Genomic DNA, 18,787 nt, shown 5'->3' with positions numbered 1-18,787 from the left:
CACGTTACTAAGCGGTAGCTTGTACCTTCCGCGCACACCCCGGCCCGGCCGACCACCCGGCCTACCACCCGGCCGACCACCCCGCGTCACCCCGGACCGGCACGCCTCCCCCTGGGTGAGGTTCCGGCAATATCCAGGTAAGTGTCCGCAGATGTCCGAAACCCCCGGCCCGCGATTCCCCTCTATGGGGACATGAGCCTCACCGGGACCTCGTTCCTCTACACGTCGATCGCGCTGGCCGTCGTCGCGCTGCTGCTGCCGCTGGTGCTCTGGTCGCGGATGCGCGGGCCGAAGGCCGTCAGGATCGGCGGCCGGGTGCTGATGCTCCTGTTCGCCCAGTGCACGGCCATCACCCTGGTCTTCGTGATGGTCAACAACCAGAACAACCTCTACTCCAACTGGTCCGACCTGCTCGGCACCGGCGACCACGTCCAGCAGGCCGCGAACCTCGGCACCAGCGGCACCGGCGACATAGCGCTGAAGCGGCTGCCCCGTGTGGTGCAGCACTTCGAGCCCGCCTCCGGGCCGACGATGGGCGCGGCCGGCGGGGTGGAGGTCACCCAGCTCAAGGGCCAGGTGTCCGGCGTGGACGCCGAGGTGTACGTGTGGCTGCCGCCGCAGTACCACGAGGCCGCCTACCGGCACACCCGGTTCCCGGTGGTCGAGGTGCTGCCCGGCTACCCCGGCTCCGCCACGGCCTGGTTCGGGGCGATGCACGCGCACCAGCAACTGCTGCCCGAGATGGAGAGCGGGAAGATCGCGCCGTTCATCCTGGTCGCGCCGCGCACCAGCCTGCTGCCCGACGCCGACACCGGCTGCGCCAACGTCCCCGGCCAGGTGAACGCCGACAGCTGGCTCAGCGTGGACGTGCCGCGCATGGTGACGCAGAACTTCCGCGCCCAGCCCGCCCCCGACGGCTGGGCGACCGCCGGGTACTCGGCCGGTGCGCACTGCGCGGTGAAGCTCGCGGTGGCCCACCCCGACCGGTACCGGGCCGCGATCAGCATGTCCGGCTACAACGACCCGGCGGCCGAGTCCGCCTCGCTCGCCGCGCACAACCCGGTGCTGCGCGCCGAGAACAACCCGTACCTTCTGCTCCGCCACTACCCCGTGCCGCCCCGGATCGCGCTGTACATCTCCGGCGAGCCCGGCGACGGCTACGAGTCGGCCGAGGCGCTGGCCGCCGAGGCGAAGGCGCCGACCTCGGTGCACGTGGTCTATCTGCCGCGCAGCGCGGGCGGGCACACGATGGCGCTGTGGCGCCCGCAGGTGGTCCCCTCGTTCCGCTGGCTGACCGAGGTGATGGGCGAGACGCACGTCGGACCCGCCGCGCGGGGCGCCGCCGCGCGCACCGGGGTGATCGGCCGCGGCGTCTCCGGGCACCCGGCGCCCGACCCCCCGGCCGGGGCCGGGGTGCCCGCGGTCCCGGCGGGGCGGCGCGTCACGGCGTCGGTTCCTCGCTCACCGTCGAACGCCGGTTCCACGCCCGTGGTGCCCGCCAGTGGTACCGCATCGCCAGCAGTCGCAGCACGAACGCCGTGACGGCCGCGACGCCGCTGGTGAGCGGGGTCAGCGCGTCGTAGCGGATGCAGAGGACGACCAGCGCGGCGCCGACGATCGCCGGAACCGCGTAGAGGTCGCGGTCCCAGCGCAGCAGCGAGGGCACCTCGTTGGCGAGCACGTCGCGCAGCACACCACCGCCCACGGCCGTGGCGAGGCCGAGGGCGGCGGAGGCGGTGAGATTGAGGCCGTAGGAGTACGCCTTGGTGGTGCCGGTGACGCAGAACAGGCCGAGGCCCGCCGCGTCGAAGACGTTCACCCCGTTCTGGATGCGCTCGACGTGCGGGTGCCAGAAGATCACCAGGAGGGCGGCGAGCAGCGGGGTGAGGAAGTACCCCATGTCGGTGAAGGCGGCCGGTGGCACGGCCCCGATGACCAGGTCGCGGAAGAGCCCCCCGCCCAGCGCCGTGACCTCGGCGAGTACGGCGATGCCGAACACGTCGAAGTTCTTCCGGACGGCCAGCAGCGCGCCGGAGATGGCGAACACGAAGATGCCGATCACATCGAGCGTGTGCTGGACGGAGGGACTGAAGAGTTGCTGGAGCTGCACCCTGACATTCTTACCCGTCAGAGCCCGCGAACCTTATAAAGCCAGGCCGCCCGTACTGTTGGACGGGCTTGCCACAGGATGGGCCCGACACAGGGCGGGCCGGGGACAGGACGGGTCGGCTACAGGGCGGGTCGGCTACAGGGCGGGCTTGCCGGTGGTGTAGATCCAGTCGTGGAACAGGCCACGCAGATCCTGGCCGCTGATCTTCTCCGCGAGGGCGACGAAGTCGGCGGTCTTCGCGTTGCCGTAGCGGTTCTGCGCGGTCCAGGCGGGCAGCAGCCGGAAGAACGCCTTGTCACCGATGCGGTCGCGCAGCACCTGGAGGGTCATCGCGCCCCGGTCGTACACGGCGCCGGAGAACATGGTGTCCCGCTGCGGGTCGGCGACCTTGATCTGCCAGAAGTCGTCGTCGGCGGGGATGTCGTTGTACTCCTCGACGAACGCGTCGTGGGCGGACTGGGTGCCCTTGTGCTCGCGCCAGAGCAGTTGCGCGTAGGTGGCGAAGCCCTCGTTCAGCCAGATGTCCTTCCACTGCCGGACGCTGACCGAGTCACCGAACCACTGGTGGGCCAGCTCGTGCACGATGGTGGACTCGCTGCGCACGGCCGAGTAGACGGGCTTGCTCTGCACCTCCAGCGAGAACCCGGCCTCCGGCATGTCGTCCACGATCGCGCCGGTCTCCTCGAACGGGTACGGCCCGAACACCTTCGACCAGTAGTCGGTGGCCTCGGCGGTGACCGCGTACACGTCCACCTTGTTGCTGCCCTTCAGCACCGGGTCGATCGCCACGTAGATCGGGGTCCCGGCCGGGGTGCGGCCGGTGCGCACGTCGAACCTGCCGATGGTCGCGGTCGCCAGGTACGTCGCCATCGGGCGGCTCTCGCGCCAGTGCGCGTAACTGAAGCCGCCCTTGGTCGAGTGGGAGATCAGGCGGCCGTTGGAGACGCCGGTCAGGCCCTTGGGCGCCTTGATCCGGATGTCGTAGGTCGCCTTGTCGGAGGGGTGGTCGCTGGACGGGAACCAGGTGGAGGCGGCGTTGGGCTCGCAGGCGACGAAGACGCCGTCGGCGGTCTTCATCCAGCCGTACTTGGAGCCGAACACGATGGGGCCGCTGAGCGGCTGCGGTATCCCGCCGTAGGTGACGGTGACCTGGAAGTCCCGTCCCGCGCGTAGGGATTGGCGCGGGGTCACGATGATCTCGTCGCCGTGCCGCGTGAACCGGGCGCTCCGGCCGTCCACTTCGACCTTCGTGACCGTCAGCTTCTGGAGGTCCAGGTCGAAGGAGGAGAGGTGCTGCGTGGCCCGCGCGGTGAGGGTGGCCCTGCCGTCCAGGCGGCCGGTGTCCGGGGCGTAGCCGATGCTCAGGTCGTAATGGCGGGCGTCGAAACCGCCGTTGCCCAGTTCGGGGAAGTACGGATCACCGATGCCGGGCGCGCCGGGGCGCGGCGCGGGCGAGGCGGCGATGCTGAGGAAGGAGGCCGCCGCGGTGGCGACGACGACCGCCGTGCGTGCCGAACGGGAGAGTGCCATGTCCAGTCCCTTCGTACGTGTCGTACGTGTTGCACGTGTTCCGGATTCGCATCGGACACGAGGACTGTGCACTCTCCCGTTCGGCCATGTACATGACTTTATGGAGTTGTCATGCGGAGCGGGCTACTTGGCGGGGGGCTCCTCGCCGGGGGCGGGGGCCTCCACCGAAGCGGCTTCGGGGGAAGGGGAGTTGGCCTCCGCCGTGGCGGGGGTCTCCGTCTCGGCGGGGGTCTCGGCCTCCGTCTTGGCGGGGGTCTCGGCCTCCGTCTTGGCGGGGGTCTCCGTCTTGGCCTCGGGCGCGGGCTCCGTCGTGGCGGCGGGCTCCGGCTCCTCGGGCGCCGCGGTGGCCGTCTGCTCGGCCGACTCCTCCAGGACCGCGTCCGGGACCAGCTCGATGGCCTCCTTCGCCGCGCTCAGCAGGACGGTGTCCTGCGGGGCCTGGTCGGCGAAGTTCTCCGGGTGGTGGCAGGCCACGCGCTGACCGGGGATCAGCTCGACGAGCTGCGGCTCGGTGGTCTTGCAGATCTCCGTCGCCTTCCAGCACCGGGTGTGGAACCGGCAGCCGGTGGGCGGCGAGATCGGCGAGGGCACGTCACCGCGCAGCAGGATGCGCTCGCTCTTCTGGCCCCGCCGCTTGGGGTCGGGGATCGGCACGGCCGACATGAGCGCCTTGGTGTACGGGTGCATCGGCGCCTTGTACAGCGCCTCCCGGTCGGCCAGCTCCACGATCTTGCCGAGGTACATCACCGCGATGCGGTCCGAGACGTGCCGGACCACCGAGAGGTCGTGCGCGATGATCACGTACGTCAGGCCCAGCTCCTGCTGGAGGTCGTCCAGCAGGTTGACGACCTGCGCCTGGATCGACACGTCCAGCGCCGACACCGGCTCGTCCGCCACGACCAGCTTCGGCTTCAGCGCGAGCGCCCGGGCGATGCCGATGCGCTGGCGCTGGCCGCCGGAGAACTCATGGGGGTAGCGGTTGAAGTGTTCCGGGCTCAGCCCGACCAGCTCCAGGAGCCGCTGGACCTCCTTCTTGACCCCGCCCTCCGGCTCCACGCCCTGGAGCCGGAACGGCGCCGAGACGATGGAGCCGATGGTGTGCCGGGGGTTCAGGGAGCCGTAGGGGTCCTGGAAGATCATCTGGATGTCACGGCGCAGCGGACGCATCTGCCCGGTCCGCAGCCGCGTGATGTCCTGGCCCTCGAAGGTGATCGAGCCACCGGTCGGGTCCTGGAGCCGGGTGATGACCCGGCCCATCGTGGACTTGCCGCACCCCGACTCGCCGACGACGCCCAGGGTCTCGCCCTTGCGGACCTCGAAGTCGATGCCGTCCACGGCCTTGACCGCGCCGACCTGCCGCTGCAGGATCCCCTTCTTGATGGGGAAGTGCTTGGTCAGGCCCTCGACGCGGAGCAGCACGTCACGCTCGGCCGCGTCGCCCTCGGCGGCGGCCTGCCGCGGAATCACGGCCTCGCCCGGCTCTGCCGTCTTCTTGGTATCGCTCACAGCTTCGGCGCAATCTCTTCGGTCCAGATCCGCGTACGGTCCTCGGCCGAGAGGTGGCAGGCGGACCAGTGGCCGCCCTCGACCTGCTGCAGCTCGGGGCGCACCGTGCGGGTGACGTTCTCCTTGGGGATGTCCGCGTAGGGGCAGCGCGGGTGGAAGGCGCAGCCCGAGGGGACGTTGATGAGGCTCGGCGGCTGGCCCTTCACGGGGATGAGCCGTTCGGACGTCTCCCGGTCGATCCGGGGCATCGAGCCGAGCAGACCCCAGGTGTACGGGTGCTGCGGCGTCTCGAAGACCTCGTCGGCCCGGCCGCGCTCCACGCACCGGCCGCCGTACATCACCAGGACGTCGTCGGCGATCTCGGCGACCACACCGAGGTCGTGGGTGATCATGACGACCGCGGAGCCGAACTCCTTCTGCAGATCGCGGATCAGGTCCAGGATCTGCGCCTGGACGGTGACGTCCAGGGCGGTGGTCGGCTCGTCGGCGATGAGCAGCTCGGGGTTGTTCACCAGCGACATGGCGATCATGGCGCGCTGGCGCATACCGCCGGAGAACTCGTGCGGGTAGCTGTCCACCCGCTTGCCCGGCTCCGGGATGCCGACGCGGTCGAGCATCTCGACCGCGCGGGCGCGGGCGACCTTCCGGGAGACCTTGTGGTGCGTCCGGTACGCCTCGACGATCTGGTCGCCGACCTTGTAGTACGGGTGCATCGCGGACAGCGGGTCCTGGAAGATCATCGCCATCTCGCGGCCACGCAGCCTGCGCACCTCGTCCGGGTCGGCGTTGACCAGTTCCTTGCCGTTGAGCCAGATCTCGCCGGACATCCGCACGTTCTTGCCGCGCGAACCGAGCCGGTGCAGACCCATGATGGCCAGCGAGGTGACGGACTTGCCGGAACCGGACTCACCGACGATGGCGAGGGTCTTGCCCTTGTCCAGCGAGAAGGTCAGCCCGTCCACGGACTTCACCAGACCGTCGTCGGTCGGGAAGTGCACCTTCAGGTCGCGGACGTCCAGGAAGGCTTCGGGGGTCTTGCCGGCGGCGACGGGTTCGCCCGTCGCCACGCCGGTCTTGGAGAGTTCGGTCACGAGAGCCTCACCCGCGGGTCGGCGGCGGCGTAGAGGACGTCCACCACAAGATTTGCGACGACGACGAAGAAGGCGGCGAGCAGGGTCACGCCGAGGATCTTGGGCAGGTCGTTGTCGGTGATGCCCTGCACCGCGTACTGGCCGATGCCGGGCAGCGAGAAGACGCTCTCGGTGATCACCGCGCCGCCGAGCAGCAGACCGAGGTCCATGCCGAAGACGGTGATGATCGGGGTGAGCGCGGCCCGCAGTCCGTGCTTGACGACGACCGTGCGCTCGCCGAGGCCCTTGGAGCGAGCCGTACGGATGAAGTCCTCGTTCATCGTCTCCAGCATCCCCGAGCGGGTGAGCCGCGCGTAGATGGCGGAGTACAGCAGGGCGAGCGAACACCAGGCGGGGAACAGGGTGTTGGCCCACTGTTCGGGGTTCTGGGTGAGCGGTACGTAGTCACGGCCGAAGATGGGCCAGTTGAAGACGAACAGCAGGATCGCCAGGTTGCCCGTGAAGAACATGGGGAGCGAGACACCGGCGAGGGCCACACCCATGAAGGTGCGGTCGAACAGCGAGCGCGGCTTCAGCGCGGAGATGACGCCGATGGCGACACCCGAGACGAGCCACAGCACCGCCGCACCGGCGGCCAGCGACAGGGTGATCGGAAGGCGGGAGGTGAGCTGCGGCCAGACCGCGACGTGGTCCTTGAAGGAGTAGCCGAAGCAGGGCACGTCGCAGTGCACCGTGGTCGGGCCGATGTTGTAGTCGGCGCCGGCGACGATCCCCTTGATGAAGTGCCAGAACTGGACGTAGACGGGCTGGTCCAGACCGAGGTTGTGCTTGACGGCGAGGATGTCCGCCTTCGACGGGCTCTTGCCGATGTACTGCTGCGCCAGCTGGTCCGCTGTCTGGCCCACGAGGCGAGGCAACAGGAAGAAGATGGCAAAAGTGACCGCGGAGACGACCAGCAGCAGGAAGATCGCTGCGAGCGTCCGGCGGAAGATGTACGAGATCACGGGGATCGGCGCTGGTGCCCGCGGGCGGGAAGCCCGCGGGCACCAATGCCTTCACCTGCCTTCCGGGGCTGCTACTTCGACGCGACGCCGATGTTGAGGTAGTCGTACTGGCCGCTGAAGGCCGCAGTCGAGACGAGGTTCGTGTAGTTCTGCGGGCGGGCCAGCAGGACCTTGAAGTAGGTCAGCGGAACCAGGACGGCGTCGTCCATCGCCTTCTTGTCGATCTGGGCGTAGATGCCGTTGCGCGCGGCGTCGCCCGGGGTGGCGATCGACTTGTTCAGCATCTCGTTCACGTTCTTGTCGTCGTACTGCGACAGGTTCGTGTTGCCGGACTGGCCGATGGCGCTGCCGTTGAGGATCTGCTGCAGGAAGCCGTAGCCGGAGGGCCAGTCGGCACCCCACTGCATCATGATCAGGCCGATGTTCTGCTTCTCGGTGAACTTGGGCACACCGGCGTAGTCGGTGAAGTACTTGCCCGACGGGTACTGCTTCAGGCTGGCGTTGATGCCGACCTTCTTCAGCGAGTTGATGATCGCCGTGGCGGCGTCGATCTCCGGCTGACGGTCCGAGCGGGCCGAGATGTTGGTGTTGATCGCCGTCTTGCCGCAGGCCTTGAGCTGCTCCTTGGCCTTGGCGACGTCACCCTTGTTGCCATCGGTCGCGTAGACGTCGGACTTGACGTAGCCGGGGATGTCCGGGGGGAGCACCGTGGAGGCGATGTCGCCGCGGATCGGGCCGCCCTCGGCGGTCTGCACCGAGGCCTTGTCGATCGCGAACTGCACGGCCTTGCGGCACGCGACGTTGTCGAACGGCTTCACCTTGGTGTTGATCGCCATGTAGACGAGACGGCCGCCGAAGGTGTTGTCGGTGCCGGCCTTCTTCGCGGTGTCGGTGAGGACCTGGGCCTGGGTGGAGGCCTGGACACCGGTGCCCGCGAGGTCGATCGCGTCGCCCGCGAGGACGTCCTTGTCGATCGTCTCGGGGTTGACCTTCAGCTTGACGACGATCTTGTCCGGGAGCTGCTTGCGCAGCGGGTCCGTCTTCGGGTCCCAGTCCGGGTTGCGCACGAGGACGGCCTGCTTGCCCTCGTCGTAGCTCTGGAACTTGTACGAGCCGGAGGACACGATGTGCTTGACGTAATCGACGCCGGTGTCCTTGGCCTGCGGGACCGGAGCGGTCTGCGGCGCGGCGACCAGGTAGTCGAACTCCTGGAACGCCTGCTTCAGGTGGAAGACGACGGTGGTGTCGTCCGGGGTCTCGATGGACGAGAGGCCCTTGGCGCTCTTGTCCTTGTACGGACCCTTGTACTTGTCGCCGTCGGCCATGAAGATCTGGAAGTAGTTGGGGCCGAGGGAGAGCACGTCACGCGCGAAGTTGGAGCGCTCGACGGCGTACTTCACGTCCTTCGACGTGATGGCGGTGCCGTCCTCGTACTTCAGGCCCGAACGCAGCTTGTATGTCCAGGTCTTGCCGCCGTCGCTCGGGACGCCCTTGCTCGCGGCGAGGTCCGGGACGAGGGTGTTGCCCTTGGAACCGGGGCCGGGCTCGAAGGTCATCAGCGGGCGGGCCCACAGACGGCTGAGGTTGTACATGTACGCGTAGTACGTGTTGCCGGGGTCGAAGGAGTCCGGCACGTCGGACAGCTCGTAGGTGAGCGTGCCGCCCTTCTTGTCGGAGGCGTTGACGACGCCCTTCGTCGCGGCGTTGGCGCCGGCGGACTTGCCCTCGTTCTTACTGTCATCGGCCTTGCTGCAACCCGCAAGAAGCAGGCTGGCGGAGCCGATGGCCGCGATAGCGGCCAGCGCTGACCTTCGCATGATGGGCGCTTTCCCCTCCATTGTTGGAAAAACTTTGTCTGAGCTCTCGGCGGCAGTGACGTCAGCGGCTGCGCGGGTCGAGAGCGTCGCGGAGACCGTCGCCCAGCAGATTGAAGGCGAGGACGGTGACGAAGATGGCGAGGCCGGGAACGATCATGTACTGCGGGTCCACCTGGTAGTAGGTGACCGCTTCGCGCAGCATGCCGCCCCACGACGCCTGCGGCGGCTGGATACCGACGCCGAGGAAGCTCAGGGACGCCTCGAAGAGAATGTTGGTCGGGATCAGCAGCGTCGAGTAGACGATGATCGGACCGACCAGGTTGGGCATCAGTTCGCGGAAGAGAATGTACGGCGCCTTCGCGCCCATGCCCCGCGAGGCGTCCACGAACTCGCGCTCGCGCAGGGCGAGGGCCTGGCCGCGGACGATCCGGCCGAGGTAGGGCCAGTTGAAGAAGCCGATCACGAAGATCAGCACGCTCAGGTGCAGCGGCAGACCGCTGAGGCCGAACGCACCGCCCTGGAGCGTGGCCGAGATGGAGATCGCGAACAGCAGGAGGGGGAACGCCAGGAAGGTGTCCATCAACCGGCTGATGACCGCATCGACCCGGCCGCCGTAGTAGCCGGCCACCACGCCCATGATCGCGCCGATCACGTTGGACAGGATCGTGGCGCCGAAGGCGACGACCAGGGACACCCAGGAGCCTTCGAGGATGCGGGTGGCGATGTCACGCCCGAACTTGGGGTCCACGCCGAGCGGGTGCTCCAGGCTCATGCCGCCCCAACTCCCCTTCGGGAGCGAGGTGTCGGGGACGATCAGGTTCTGGTGGAAGGCGTTCGGGTCCAGGCCGAGGAGTGCCTGGATGGGCCGGGCGAGGACGGCGAGAACGATCAGCAGGAGCACGATGACGCCACCGGCGACCGCGACTCTGTCCCGCTTGAACCGGGTCCAGGCGATCTGACCCAGTGAACGGCCTTCGATCTGCCCCTTACCGGCGCCCTTCAGAACAGCTTCCGGCTGTACCTCGGTTGCCGCCGCGGTGGTCTCGATCGGTGCGGTCACGATGTGCGACCCCTCTCGCCGGTGGTGACCGGCCTGCGCTAGCCGCGGTTGCGCGGCTTTGTCAACTTGCCATCGAGCACGAGGCCGAAGGGCCTCGCGTCTGAGTGGCGAGTCTTCAGCGTCGTCTTGATCAGCCGCCAGAGGGGACGGTGAAAGTATGCGCAAACGTGATGCAGTGAAGGGGATTCCGTTATCCGATCACTGGGTAACGCCCAGCGAACGCGGACCATTGCGGACACAGGGGTTTTTCCACGCGAGTCACCTGGATGGGCACCGTTCTACGCGCGCAGAGGATGTCCGGTAGGCGGACGTTCATCCGCTTCGCACTCAACGTCCGTCCTTCACGGACCTGTTGGCTCAGTAACCACCCGGAACCGGCGGATACCCGTACCCCGCCACCGGAGCCGTCGGCGGGGGCGGCACGTGGGCGTCGCGGTCGTAGAAGGGGCGGGAGTTGGCGCGCATCCACATGACGACCGGGTCGTGGTCGTCGGTCATGACGACGGTGGAGACGGGCAGGCCCTCGGGGACCGCTCCCACGGACTGCTGGAGCATCGCCCGCACCGAGTCCACGGAGGCGGGCGAGGTGTCGTAGACGTCGAGGCCGAGCGCGAGGTACGGGGCGCCGAGGGCGGGCTGGACCCAGGCGCGGCGCAGGGAGCGCAGCGCGGGGGTGCGGTGGGCGTTCTGCGCGAGCAGGGCGTAGAACTGCGGGATCTCCACGGCCGGTTCGGTCAGCCGGAGTGGTCCGGCGGGCTGCCGGTCGAGGCCGGTGGCGATGCGGCGCAGGTCCGGCCAGGGCACGCCGACCCCGCCGCCGGGGGCGTGCGGGTTGAGCCAGAGGCCGTAGTGCTCGGGGTAGAGGGTGCGGGCGACGTCGAGGCCGTCCGCCACTTCGTAACTGCGGTTCCAGCCGCTCGCGGAGAGCTCCCGCGCCGAGGTCACGCAGGGCGCGTAGCTGAAGCCGTCCACCTCCATCGTGCCGTACTGCGCGTCGGGCGAGCCGGACTGGCCCTGCCAGAGGAACATCCAGATCTGGCCGGAGGAGGGCGTGGCGAGGGCGCGCAGCAGTGCCTCGTAGGCGTCGTAGCGCCCGGGGGTGACCTGACGCAGCGTGTGCTCGACGCTGCCGCTGTGGCTCGCGCTCACCTGTCGTACCGGCCCTTCTGGGAGTCGCCCCGCTTGCGGGGACAGCTTATGCGCCCGGTGCGCCGGGCCACGGGTGGCCGAAAGCTCGGTGGCCCGACCTGCTCAGTGGCCGTACTGGTGGAACGGGCGGACATTGCCCCGCATCCACTCCCCCACCGGATCGTGCGCCACGTCCAGGAGGACGAGGTTGACCGGCCACGCCACCGGTGCCCGGTCCAGCGCCCGCTCCAGCGCGGCCATCGGCAGCGCGCGCAGATCACCGTCGGACGGGGCGAGTTCGACCCCGACGAAGAGGACCGGGTCGGCGGTCTCGACGGCCGCGAGGCAGCGGCGGGCGCTGAGCACCACGCCGGTCGCCGCGAACTCGGCGGACGCGGCGGCCAGGAAGTCCACCGGGTCGTCCTGCCAGTCGGGCTCGAACAGCCGCACCCGCCCGCCGGAGGCCGGGCCGTCCAGCGGGGTCCGGCCGGTGCGGGCCAGCTCCGCGACCGCCTCGGGCGGCAGCGGCAGGCCGACCGTGCCGTCCGGGTTCAGCAGCATCCCGGCCTGCGGCGGCAGCCCGCGCGCGAACTCCACGGCCGGGGCGATGGTGTACGCCATGTGCGCCCCGGCCGACAGCCGCAGCTGCTCCTCGGAGCTGAAGACGGGGATGTACACCTGGCCGTCGATCTCCAGGGTGGGCAGGTCGAGCGGGCCTGTGTCGGGGCCGCCGCCGCCCGGCAGCGGCACCCAGACGAAGGCGCGCCCGAGGACCTCCAGGACGCGGGCGCCCGCTCCGGGTACGCCGAACGCGGCCGACAGCACCTCCTCCAGCTCGTTGCCGGGCCAGCCGCCGTGGGGCTGGGGGTGCGCCTGTGCCGGGAAGTCCGCGGGAAGGTCCGCCGGGAAGTCCATCTGCCTACCGCCTGCTGGGAATCGTGCCGGAATCAGAAGGCTAACCCGGTGCCCCGCACGGCCTCATCCCCCGGAGCCGCCGAACCCGATCCGCAGCAGGCGGTCCGCCGCCGCCCGGTCCAGCAGCACCGCCGAGCCGCAGCCCGCGGGCGGTTCGCCGCGCTCCAGGACGCGCAGCAGCCGCGCCGTCGTACGCCGGTGGCGGGCGGAGGCGTACCGGGAGACGTCCCGGCCGCGTGCCCGCCGCCCCGCGCGGGCGGTGCCGTGGGGCACGTCGAGCAGCAGCAGGTGGAGCGTGCCCCCGCGCGCCCGCGCCGTACGGGCCAGCCAGGCGCGCACCCAGGGCTGGGTGCCGCAGTCGTGCACGACGACGCCCGCGCCGGAGCGCAGTGCGCGGCGCAGCCCCGCGTAGTGCGCGAGCCGGACCAGCGGGCGGTAGAGCGCGTACGGCAGCGCCCGCGGCAGCCGCGCGGCCCAGCGCTCCCGCGTGTCCTGGGAGTCCACCCGCGGTCCCGGCACCGCCCGCCGCATCAGCGTGGACTTGCCGCCGCCGGGCAGCCCGGTGACGACGAGGAGGTCGCGGGGGCCGAAGGAGAGGGTGCGGGGAGTGGCACCGGGACGGCCGCGCAGATCGAGGACCCGGGGCCGGACGGCGGGCGCGGGGGGTACCGAGGGTACGGGGCGTGCGGGGCTCGGGATGCCCCGGAGCGGCGGCGCTCCCGTCCCGCAGGGACCCCCGGCCCCGTACGGAGCCCCCGTGGCGCAGTGACCCCCGGCCCCGTACGGAGCCCCCGTGCCGAACGCCACACCCCCGACCGCCCCCGCCGCCCGCCCCGTGAAGCCGTCCATCACGTCCGCCCCCTGTCCCGCTGTACCGCGTCGTCCCCGTGCCGTCCGCGTGCAAACCCTTTGCCCACTGGACGTAAAGAGAAGGTAATGCGAGGAGGGCCGCGGGCGGGTGCGGGCGGGGACACGGAGCGGTCGCGGAGAGGGTCGCTGACGAGCGCGGGCGGGGCGTGCAATGATGTGCCCGCCAAACTGCATACCGGCCGCTTGAATCCGCGCGGGAGAGTCCCCGGCCAGTCGTCGCCGGGGCGCCGAAGGAGCAAGTCCCTCCCTTGAATCTCTCAGGCCCCGTTACCGCGCGGGCGAGGCACATCTGAAAAGCGGGCCGCTGACAAGTGGCTCCACCCAAGGTGCAAACCGTGACCGTCTCCGCCGCGCGCAGCGCGCGAGGCACCGGGTTCACGGCGAACCTCTCAGGTTCCGATGACAGATGGGGAGGAACGTTCCTCGCCCCGCTGTCTGCCCTGGGAGACGACCGACCGATGAGCAGTACCGAACTCCGCCACACCGCGCTCGACGCGCTGCACCGGTCGCTCGGCGCGACCATGACCGACTTCGCCGGCTGGGACATGCCGCTGCGCTACGCCTCCGAGCGCGAGGAGCACGTGGCCGTGCGCACCCGCGCGGGGCTGTTCGACCTGTCCCACATGGGCGAGATCACGGTGACCGGCGCCGACGCCGCCGCGCTGCTGAACTTCGCGCTGGTCGGCAACATCGGCTCCGTCGGTGTCGGCCGCGCCCGCTACACCATGATCTGCCGGGCCGACGGCGGCATCCTGGACGACCTGATCGTCTACCGGCTCGCCGAGACCGAGTACATGGTCGTCGCCAACGCCTCCAACGCGCAGGTCGTGCTGGACGCCCTCACCGAGCGCGCCGCCGGTTTCGACGCCGAGGTCCGCGACGACCGGGACGCCTACGCCCTGATCGCCGTCCAGGGCCCGGAGTCCCCCGGCATCCTGAAGTCGGTCACCGACGCCGACCTGGACGGCCTGAAGTACTACGCCGGGCTGCCCGGCACGGTCGCCGGGGTGCCCGCGCTGATCGCCCGCACCGGCTACACCGGCGAGGACGGCTTCGAGCTGTTCGTGAAGCCGGAGCACGCGGTGGCCCTGTGGGAGGCGCTGACCGAGGCGGGCGCGGGCGTGGGCCTGATCCCCTGCGGGCTGTCCTGCCGCGACACGCTGCGCCTGGAGGCGGGCATGCCGCTGTACGGGCACGAGCTGACCACCGCGCTCACCCCGTTCGACGCCGGTCTGGGCCGGGTCGTGAAGTTCGAGAAGGACGGCGACTTCGTCGGCCGCGAGGCGCTGACCGCCGCCGCGACGCGCGCCGGGGAGAACCCGCCGCGCGTCCTGGTCGGCCTGGTCGCCGAGGGCCGCCGCGTGCCGCGCGCCGGGTTCCCGGTCGTCTCCGGCGGCCGGGTGATCGGCGAGGTCACCTCCGGCGCCCCCTCCCCCACGCTCGGCCGTCCCGTCGCGATGGCGTACGTGGACGCCGCGCACGCCGCTCCGGGCACCGAGGGTGTCGGCGTGGACATCCGGGGCAGCCACGAGCCGTACGAGGTCGTGGCGCTGCCGTTCTACAAGCGGCAGAAGTAGACCCCTCGCGCGCGCTTCGGCGTGAGTCGGCCCACACCGGGCCGTCCGTGACACTCCCCCTTCACCAGCACACCCCCGCGTACAGGAGAATTCAGGCATGAGCAACCCCCAGCAGCTTCGCTACAGCAAGGAACACGAGTGGCTGTCGGCCGCCGAGGACGGCGTCTCGACGGTCGGGATCACCGAGTTCGCGGCGAACGCGCTCGGCGACGTGGTGTACGCCCAGCTCCCCGAGGTCGGCGCGACGGTGGAGGCGGGTGAGACCTGCGGTGAGCTGGAGTCCACCAAGTCGGTCTCCGACCTGTACTCCCCCGTCTCCGGCGAGATCACGGCCGTCAACCAGGACGTCGTGGACGACCCGTCGCTCGTGAACTCGGAGCCCTTCGAGGGCGGCTGGCTGTTCCGGGTGCGGGTGACGGAGGAGCCGGGCGACCTGCTCTCCGCCGACGAGTACACCGCCCAGAACGCCGGCTGAGGAGTCGTGTCCGTATGACCGTCCTGAACACTCCCCTGCACGAGCTGGACCCGGAGATCGCCGCCGCGGTGGACGCGGAGCTGGTCCGGCAGCAGTCCACCCTGGAGATGATCGCCTCCGAGAACTTCGCGCCGCTCGCGGTGATGGAGGCCCAGGGCTCGGTGCTGACCAACAAGTACGCGGAGGGCTACCCCGGCCGCCGCTACTACGGCGGCTGCGAGCACGTGGACGTGGCCGAGCAGATCGCCATCGACCGGGTCAAGGAGCTGTTCGGCGCCGAGTACGCCAACGTGCAGCCCCACTCCGGCGCCTCCGCGAACCAGGCGGCGCTGTTCGCGCTGGCCCAGCCCGGTGACACCATCCTCGGCCTGGACCTGGCGCACGGCGGCCACCTGACCCACGGGATGCGGCTGAACTTCTCCGGCAAGCAGTTCGACGTGGTCGCGTACCACGTGGACGCGGAGACCGGCCTGGTGGACCTGGCCGAGGTCGAGCGGCTGGCCAAGGAGCACCGCCCGAAGGTGATCATCGCGGGCTGGTCGGCGTACCCGCGCGAGCTGGACTTCGCGGAGTTCCGCCGCATCGCCGACGAGGTGGAGGCCCACCTGTGGGTGGACATGGCCCACTTCGCCGGTCTGGTCGCGGCCGGGCTGCACGCCAACCCGGTGCCGTACGCGGACGTGGTCACCTCCACCACGCACAAGACGCTCGGCGGTCCGCGCGGCGGGATCATCCTGGCCCGGAAGGAGTTCGCCAAGAAGCTCAACTCCTCCGTCTTCCCCGGCTTCCAGGGCGGCCCGCTGGAGCACGTGATCGCGGCGAAGGCGGTGTCCTTCAAGGTCGCGGCGGGCGAGGAGTTCAAGGAGCGGCAGCGTCGTACCGTGGAGGGGGCCCGCATCCTCGCGGAGCGCCTGACGGCGGCGGACGCGCGTGAGGCCGGGGTGAACGTGCTGTCCGGCGGTACGGACGTGCACCTCATCCTGGTGGACCTGCGCCACTCCGAGCTGGACGGCCAGCAGGCCGAGGACCGCCTGCACGAGGTCGGGATCACCGTCAACCGCAACGCGGTCCCGAACGACCCGCGTCCGCCGATGGTCACCTCCGGGCTGCGCATCGGCACGCCCGCGCTGGCCACTCGCGGTTTCACGGCCGAGGACTTCACCGAGGTCGCGGACGTGATCGCCGAGGCGCTGAAGCCGTCGTACGACGCGGCGGCGCTGAAGGCACGCGTGACGGCGCTGGCCGACAAGCACCCGCTGTACCCCGGCCTCGGCCGGTAGTTCCACGGCCCCGCCCCCGCGCGTCCGCCCCACCCACGGCGGGCGCGCGGGGGCGGGACCCGGTGCACACCCCCGCACCGCCCCTTCCCGCACCACCCGTACGTTTGGAGTTCCCGTGGCCGTCTCGGTCTTCGACCTGTTCTCGATCGGCATTGGCCCGTCCAGCTCCCACACCGTCGGCCCGATGCGGGCGGCACGGATGTTCGCCGCGCGGCTGCGCAACGAGGGTGTGCTGGAGACCGTGGTGTCGGTGCGCTGCGAGCTGTACGGGTCGCTGGGCGCGACCGGGCACGGGCACGGCACCCCGAAGGCGGTGCTGCTCGGCCTGGAGGGCGAGTCGCCGCGCACGGTGGACGTGGAGACGGCGGACGCCCGGGTGGAGTCGATCAGGGAGACCGGGCGCCTCGACCTGCTCGGTGAGCACGGGATCGCGTTCTCCTACGACGACGATCTGGTCCTGCACCGCCGCAAGGCGCTGCCCTACCACGCCAACGGCATGACCCTGGAGGCGTTCGACGCCTCGGGCGCCGAGGTGCTGGCCAAGACGTACTACTCGGTCGGCGGCGGTTTCGTCGTGGACGAGGAGGCGGTCGGCGCGGACCGGATCAAGCTGGACGACACGGCGCTGAAGTACCCGTTCCGCACCGGCGACGAGCTGCTGCGCCTCACCCGTGAGACGGGTCTGTCGATCTCGTCGCTGATGCTGGAGAACGAGCGGGCCTGGCGCACCGAGGAGGAGATCCACGACGGCCTGCTGGAGATCTGGCAGGTGATGCGGGACTGCGTCCGGCGCGGCCTGTCCCGTGAGGGCATCCTCCCCGGCGGGCTCCGGGTCCGCCGCCGCGCGGCCAAGTCGGCCCGCCAACTGCGCGCCGAGGGCGACCCGTTGGCGCACGCGATGGAGTGGATCACGCTCTACGCGATGGCCGTCAACGAGGAGAACGCGGCCGGTGGCCGGGTGGTGACCGCCCCCACCAACGGCGCGGCCGGGATCATCCCCGCCGTCCTGCACTACTACATGGACTTCGTGCCCGGCGCCGACGAGGAGGGCGTGGTCCGCTTCCTCCTCGCGGCCGGTGCCATCGGCATGCTGTTCAAGGAGAACGCCTCCATCTCCGGCGCCGAGGTCGGCTGCCAGGGCGAGGTCGGCTCCGCCTGCTCGATGGCGGCCGGTGCCCTCGCCGAGGTCCTCGGCGGCTCCCCCGAGCAGGTCGAGAACGCCGCCGAGATCGGCATGGAACACAACCTCGGCCTCACCTGCGACCCCGTCGGCGGCCTCGTCCAGATCCCCTGCATCGAACGCAACGGCATGGCCGCCGTGAAGGCCGTCACCGCCGCCAAGATGTCCATGCGCGGCGACGGCTCCCACATGGTCTCCCTCGACAAGGTCATCAAGACCATGAAGGAGACGGGGGCGGACATGTCCGTGAAGTACAAGGAGACGGCTCGGGGCGGGCTTGCGGTGAACATCATCGAGTGCTGAACGGATGGGCCCTGACCAGCGTGTTCGCGTATTTCAGCGCTGTCAGGGCCTTCCCTGCTTGGACTGTGTCTCACGTGGTGGCAGATACCGCCATGCGCACCCGCTGGTCAGCAGGTGTACGACGGCCGTGAACACGGCACGTTGGCCAACCGGTGCGGTGCCACCGCCCTGCGGGCGCAAGCGGAAGGACGGCAGTACCGGTGAACGATCATGATGCCGCTGTCGGACCGGCGACAGCCAGTGCAGGTGTTGGGCTGGTTGCCCTCGCCACCTCAGAATGAGCGCATGGCTCCTCTTTCCATCGACCCACGCTCGTTGAACGCCGACGAGCGCGCAGTGCTTGAACACATCCTGTCGGCGGAGTTCGATGGCGCGTCGCAACTGCGGAGTCAGCTGGACCGCACTGCGGTGACCGCTGTCTGGGGACCCGACTCCGTGAGTGTCGATCTGCAGGTCCGGGAACCGTGCGAGCATGCGGCACTGCCGACCGAGCTCGTTCCTGTGGACGCACACGTCCATGACCCGTCCGGCGTCTACGTCGGCGAGATCCTCGTATGGACGGGCCGGGGAGCCACGCTCGCGGCCCTGGAGTTCGCCTGGGTCACAGACGAGATGCCCACGTCTCTCCCGACCGTCATGCACGGCCGGCTCAGCTGGCCGTCTTGACGGCTCCGCCCGCCCTCAAGCACCTATGCCCCACAGGAGACGAGATCGCCACGTGAGACACCCTCTTACGCGACGGAGAGTCCCTGAAACCTCCCCGGAACCGAACGGCTGGACAGGCGCCTGCTCGTCCCCATGCGGACGGTGGCGGACACTCCCGAACGGAGCGGGGACCGAGACCGCGGTGCTGCTGGTCTCGGCCTCTGCTGTGACCGCCCTGGCGGACGGGAGATGAATACTTGCCACCGAAATAAATGACGAGGCGAACTGGAAGTCAA

At 70.1% G+C, this 18,787-nt stretch carries 16 protein-coding genes and 2 riboswitches; of the genes, 6 read left to right on the top strand and 10 right to left on the bottom strand.

Annotation, left to right across the window (positions count from 1 at the left end):
• The first annotated feature begins 192 nt into the window (after nt 1–192).
• Nucleotides 193–1,542, top strand: coding sequence for an alpha/beta hydrolase (locus KUM39_RS03270; protein WP_217783820.1), 1,350 nt, complete (start codon nt 193–195; stop codon nt 1,540–1,542).
• Here the strand turns inward: KUM39_RS03270 and KUM39_RS03265 are convergent.
• The 10 genes from KUM39_RS03265 to KUM39_RS03220 all read right to left on the bottom strand — a co-directional run bounded on the left by KUM39_RS03265 (nt 1,442) and on the right by KUM39_RS03220 (nt 13,010).
• Entirely contained in the window at nt 1,442–2,110 is a 669-nt protein-coding gene (locus tag KUM39_RS03265) for a trimeric intracellular cation channel family protein (protein ID WP_217783819.1), read from the bottom strand. The two genes, KUM39_RS03270 and KUM39_RS03265, sit on opposite strands and share 101 nt — an antisense overlap.
• A 135-nt stretch (nt 2,111–2,245) precedes the next feature.
• Nucleotides 2,246–3,640, bottom strand: coding sequence for a M1 family metallopeptidase (locus tag KUM39_RS03260; protein ID WP_217783818.1), 1,395 nt, complete (start codon nt 3,638–3,640; stop codon nt 2,246–2,248).
• A 123-nt stretch (nt 3,641–3,763) separates the two neighbouring features.
• Nucleotides 3,764–5,146 carry an ABC transporter ATP-binding protein gene (locus tag KUM39_RS03255; protein ID WP_308288025.1) on the bottom strand — a complete coding sequence of 461 codons (1,383 nt, stop codon included), beginning with the start codon at nt 5,144–5,146 and terminating at the stop codon, nt 3,764–3,766.
• Nucleotides 5,143–6,237, bottom strand: a complete 1,095-nt coding sequence (locus KUM39_RS03250; protein WP_217783817.1) for an ABC transporter ATP-binding protein — start codon at nt 6,235–6,237, stop codon at nt 5,143–5,145. The genes KUM39_RS03255 and KUM39_RS03250 overlap by 4 nt, the downstream gene beginning before the upstream one ends.
• Nucleotides 6,234–7,241: an ABC transporter permease gene (locus KUM39_RS03245; RefSeq protein ID WP_217783816.1), complete on the bottom strand. Its 1,008-nt coding sequence runs from the start codon at nt 7,239–7,241 to the stop codon at nt 6,234–6,236. The genes KUM39_RS03250 and KUM39_RS03245 overlap by 4 nt, the downstream gene beginning before the upstream one ends.
• A gap of 71 nt (nt 7,242–7,312) precedes the next feature.
• Entirely contained in the window at nt 7,313–9,058 is a 1,746-nt protein-coding gene (locus tag KUM39_RS03240) for an ABC transporter substrate-binding protein (protein WP_443732234.1), read from the bottom strand.
• Nucleotides 9,059–9,119: 61 nt separating this feature from the next.
• Complete coding sequence (locus KUM39_RS03235) at nt 9,120–10,118, bottom strand: ABC transporter permease (RefSeq protein ID WP_217783814.1); 999 nt, start codon at nt 10,116–10,118, stop codon at nt 9,120–9,122.
• A gap of 357 nt (nt 10,119–10,475) precedes the next feature.
• Nucleotides 10,476–11,267 (bottom strand): enhanced serine sensitivity protein SseB C-terminal domain-containing protein, encoded by a 792-nt coding sequence (locus KUM39_RS03230; protein WP_217783813.1) that lies wholly within the window; start codon nt 11,265–11,267, stop codon nt 10,476–10,478.
• Between the two features lie 102 nt (nt 11,268–11,369).
• Nucleotides 11,370–12,161 carry an enhanced serine sensitivity protein SseB gene (locus tag KUM39_RS03225; protein ID WP_217783812.1) on the bottom strand — a complete coding sequence of 264 codons (792 nt, stop codon included), beginning with the start codon at nt 12,159–12,161 and terminating at the stop codon, nt 11,370–11,372.
• 63 nt (nt 12,162–12,224) lie between these two features.
• Nucleotides 12,225–13,010 carry an AAA family ATPase gene (locus KUM39_RS03220; protein ID WP_217783811.1) on the bottom strand — a complete coding sequence of 262 codons (786 nt, stop codon included), beginning with the start codon at nt 13,008–13,010 and terminating at the stop codon, nt 12,225–12,227.
• A 205-nt stretch (nt 13,011–13,215) separates the two neighbouring features.
• Nucleotides 13,216–13,314: riboswitch (glycine riboswitch) on the top strand.
• Nucleotides 13,315–13,447: riboswitch (glycine riboswitch) on the top strand. It begins immediately after the preceding riboswitch.
• A gap of 42 nt (nt 13,448–13,489) precedes the next feature.
• On the opposite strand from KUM39_RS03220, the gene gcvT reads away from it, so the two are divergent.
• The 5 genes from gcvT (at nt 13,490) to KUM39_RS03195 (ending at nt 18,512) form a co-directional block, all read left to right on the top strand.
• The gene (gcvT, locus tag KUM39_RS03215) at nt 13,490–14,608 is read left to right on the top strand and encodes a glycine cleavage system aminomethyltransferase GcvT (protein ID WP_217783810.1); all 1,119 of its coding nucleotides are present in this window, start codon (nt 13,490–13,492) and stop codon (nt 14,606–14,608) included.
• A gap of 97 nt (nt 14,609–14,705) precedes the next feature.
• The gene (gene gcvH, locus KUM39_RS03210; RefSeq protein ID WP_217783809.1) at nt 14,706–15,083 is read left to right on the top strand and encodes a glycine cleavage system protein GcvH; all 378 of its coding nucleotides are present in this window, start codon (nt 14,706–14,708) and stop codon (nt 15,081–15,083) included.
• 14 nt (nt 15,084–15,097) lie between these two features.
• Nucleotides 15,098–16,363 (top strand): serine hydroxymethyltransferase, encoded by a 1,266-nt coding sequence (gene glyA, locus KUM39_RS03205; protein WP_217783808.1) that lies wholly within the window; start codon nt 15,098–15,100, stop codon nt 16,361–16,363.
• Between the two features lie 115 nt (nt 16,364–16,478).
• Entirely contained in the window at nt 16,479–17,846 is a 1,368-nt protein-coding gene (locus KUM39_RS03200) for an L-serine ammonia-lyase (RefSeq protein ID WP_217783807.1), read from the top strand.
• A gap of 285 nt (nt 17,847–18,131) precedes the next feature.
• Nucleotides 18,132–18,512, top strand: coding sequence for a hypothetical protein (locus KUM39_RS03195; protein WP_217783806.1), 381 nt, complete (start codon nt 18,132–18,134; stop codon nt 18,510–18,512).
• Nucleotides 18,513–18,787 lie beyond the last annotated feature (275 nt).

It is taken from the genome of Streptomyces corallincola, from assembly GCF_019104725.1.
GTDB classification, from domain to species: domain Bacteria; phylum Actinomycetota; class Actinomycetes; order Streptomycetales; family Streptomycetaceae; genus Streptomyces; species Streptomyces corallincola.
The sequence above is the reverse complement of the archived record's forward strand: the minus strand, read 5'-3'. Positions and strand labels throughout refer to the sequence as shown.

Excerpts from the sequence above, each read along its gene's own strand:
- glyA (WP_217783808.1), top strand. The coding sequence starts at position 15,098 with ATGACCGTCCTGAACACTCCCCTGCACGAGCTGGACCCGGAGATCGCC.
- KUM39_RS03270 (WP_217783820.1), top strand. The coding sequence starts at position 193 with ATGAGCCTCACCGGGACCTCGTTCCTCTACACGTCGATCGCGCTGGCC.
- gcvT (WP_217783810.1), top strand. The coding sequence starts at position 13,490 with ATGAGCAGTACCGAACTCCGCCACACCGCGCTCGACGCGCTGCACCGG.
- KUM39_RS03220 (WP_217783811.1), bottom strand. The coding sequence starts at position 13,010 with ATGGACGGCTTCACGGGGCGGGCGGCGGGGGCGGTCGGGGGTGTGGCG.
- KUM39_RS03240 (WP_443732234.1), bottom strand. The coding sequence starts at position 9,058 with ATGCGAAGGTCAGCGCTGGCCGCTATCGCGGCCATCGGCTCCGCCAGC.
- KUM39_RS03225 (WP_217783812.1), bottom strand. The coding sequence starts at position 12,161 with ATGGACTTCCCGGCGGACCTTCCCGCGGACTTCCCGGCACAGGCGCAC.
- KUM39_RS03195 (WP_217783806.1), top strand. The coding sequence starts at position 18,132 with ATGGCTCCTCTTTCCATCGACCCACGCTCGTTGAACGCCGACGAGCGC.
- KUM39_RS03260 (WP_217783818.1), bottom strand. The coding sequence starts at position 3,640 with ATGGCACTCTCCCGTTCGGCACGCACGGCGGTCGTCGTCGCCACCGCG.
- gcvH (WP_217783809.1), top strand. The coding sequence starts at position 14,706 with ATGAGCAACCCCCAGCAGCTTCGCTACAGCAAGGAACACGAGTGGCTG.